This is a genomic window from Candidatus Caldatribacterium sp. (assembly GCA_014359405.1).
GTDB classification, from domain to species: domain Bacteria; phylum Atribacterota; class Atribacteria; order Atribacterales; family Caldatribacteriaceae; genus Caldatribacterium; species Caldatribacterium oleiphilum.
On sequence record JACIZN010000168.1, the window covers coordinates 1 to 2,797 of the forward strand.

The 2,797-nt window shown below is 54.6% G+C and carries 2 protein-coding genes; both read left to right on the top strand.

Annotated elements, in window-relative coordinates:
• On the top strand, nucleotides 1–386 hold a 386-nt coding region (locus tag H5U36_09885; GenBank protein MBC7218415.1), incomplete at its 5' end, for an ATP-dependent Clp protease ATP-binding subunit ClpX.
• Nucleotides 387–392: 6 nt separating this feature from the next.
• Nucleotides 393–2,797 (top strand): valine--tRNA ligase (locus H5U36_09890; protein ID MBC7218416.1); only part of this gene is annotated, 2,405 nt, incomplete at its 3' end.

A 2,797-nucleotide genomic window follows, 5' to 3' on the forward strand; every position in this document is an offset into this window, starting at 1 on the left:
AAGACCTTTTGAAGTTCGGCATGATTCCTGAATTCATCGGCAGAGTCCCGATTATCTGTGCCCTTGATCCTCTGACTGAAGATGACCTCGTGCGCATCCTCACCGAACCCAGAAATAGCCTCGTGCGGCAGTACCAGAAGCTCTTCGAGATGGAGGGTGTGGAGCTCATTTTCACCGAAGGAGCGCTGCGGCTCATAGCACGCGAGGCTCTTGCCAAGGGTACCGGGGCTCGGGGACTTCGAGCTATTATGGAACGGCTCATGACGGACCTTATGTTTGAAATTCCCTCTCGGAAGGATATTAAGAAAGTGGTTATTAATGAAGCTTTTGTTCGAGGGGAGAACTTCCTCTTCCTGAAGGAAGCACGCGAGGAGAAGCTGGCGTGAGGAGCCATGGAGAAGCGAGCAACTCTCTCACCGGTCTTCGATGCCCAGGCAGCTGAAGCAAAGTGGTACGAGTTCTGGGAGGCTAACGGCTACTTTATTCCCTCTTCCGATCCGGAGAAACCTCCTTTCTCCATCGTTATTCCCCCTCCGAACGTGACGGGTCATCTCCACATGGGTCATGCGCTCAATCTGACCCTCCAGGACATCGTCATCCGGTTCAAGCGGATGCAAGGGTACGCAGCGTTGTGGGTTCCTGGGACGGATCATGCAGGTATTGCAACTCAAAACGTTGTTGAGAGGCAACTTGCTCAGGAAGGGTTGACTCGCCATGATTTGGGGCGGGAGAAATTCCTGGAGCGGGTTTGGGAATGGAAAGAGAAGTACCACAAACGGATTGTGGATCAGCTCAAACGCCTGGGGGCTTCTTGCGACTGGACCCGGGAACGGTTCACCATGGATGCAGGTCTTTCCCGGGCGGTTCGTGAGGTCTTCGTCCGCCTCTTTGAGGAGGGCCTCATTTACCAGGGCGAGTACATCGTGAACTGGTGCCCCCGTTGCGAGACGGCCCTTGCAGACATTGAGGTCGAGTACCGAGAAGTTCCGGGCAAGCTCTACTTCATCCGTTACCCCTTTTCCGAAGGCGATGGGTTCCTTGTGGTTGCCACAACCCGCCCAGAAACAATGCTTGGAGATGTGGCTTTGGCGGTGCACCCAGAAGATCCACGGTACCGGGGTGTTCTTGGGAGAAAGGTTTACCTCCCTCTCCTTCTCCGGGAAATCCCGGTTATTGCTGATTCGTACGTGGATCGGGAATTTGGCACCGGGGTTCTCAAAGTGACCCCGGGACATGACCCACACGACTTTGAAATTGGGCGGCGGCACAACCTTCCGGTTGTTCAGGTTATCGACAGTCGTGGCTTTATGACCGATGCAGCCGGACCCTTTGCAGGGCTCTCTCGGGAGGAAGCGCGAGAGAAGGTTCTGGAAGCCCTCAAGCAGGAAGGATTGCTTGAGAAGGTTGTGGACCACGTCCATGCCGTTGGGCATTGCTATCGGTGCGGTACGGTGATAGAACCCCTTGTTTCTCGACAGTGGTTCGTCCGCATGAGAGAGCTTGCGCAGCCGGCGATTCAGGCCGTTGCGGAGGGTAAGGTTACCTTTGTTCCTGAGCGATGGGCTCGGGTGTACTTTGAGTGGATGGAGAACATCAAGGATTGGTGCATTTCCCGGCAAATCTGGTGGGGGCACCGGATTCCGGTTTTCTCCTGTGAGAGCTGTGGATACGTCTTTGCCCATCGAGAGGACCCTGTGGCGTGCCCAAGGTGTGGTGGGAAGGTTACGCAGGATGAGGATGTTCTTGATACCTGGTTTAGTTCGGCACTCTGGCCTTTTTCGACCTTGGGGTGGCCTGAGGTAACAGAGGACCTTGCCCGCTTCTACCCCACATCGCTCCTTGTCACTGGTTTTGACATCATCTTTTTCTGGGTCGCCCGCATGATCATGATGGGTCTTAAGTTCATGGGTGAGGTTCCTTTCCGAAAGGTCTATATTACGCCCCTTGTGCGGGATGCAGAGGGGCGAAAGATGAGCAAGTCCTTAGGGAATGCCATCGACCCCATCGAGGTTGTAGAGCAGTACGGAAGTGACGCCTTGCGCTTTGCCCTTGCTTGGCTCACCGTGCAGGGTCGGGATATTCATCTTTCCCTGAAGCGGATTGAAGCGGCGCGGACCTTTGTCAATAAGCTCTGGAATGCCTCTCGTTTTGTCCTCATGAACCTTGATGGGTTCTCGTACCTTCCTCTCCAGGAAGCTGAGCTCGATCTCAAAGACCGCTGGATTCTTTCTCGCTTCCAGAAGATTCTCAGGGCATCAACCGAGCGACTGGAGGCTTTGGAGTTCGGGGAGTTCGTTCAGCTCCTCTACGATTTTGTCTGGAGCGAGTACTGCGACTGGTACATAGAGTGGAGCAAGGGAGACCTCTACGGGGGAAACGAGAGAGCCCGAAAGAAGACCCAAAACGTTCTCCTTTACGTTCTCAGTGGCCTTCTCCGTCTTTTGCATCCTGTTATTCCTTTTGTGACCGAGGAAATCTGGCAGTACCTTCCCGAGCCATACCGGGAGACAGAAAGCATCATGGTTGCCCCCTGGCCCGCTGAGGACCAGCGCTTTGTCGACGATGATGCGGAACGCGACATTGCCTTTCTCCAGGAAGTCATTCGGGAAATTCGTTACCTTCGAGCAGAGCTTGGAGTTTCCCCCTCTGTGGAAGGCAGAGTATGGTTGAGCTGTGGCAGCGATGACCTTGTGACCTTGCTTCTCTCCGGAAGGCGGTACATCGAGCAGCTTGCGAAATGCCGTTTGGAAAGGATAGAAAAGGACCTTCCTCGGCCAGGAGGAGTTGCTCTTGGTCG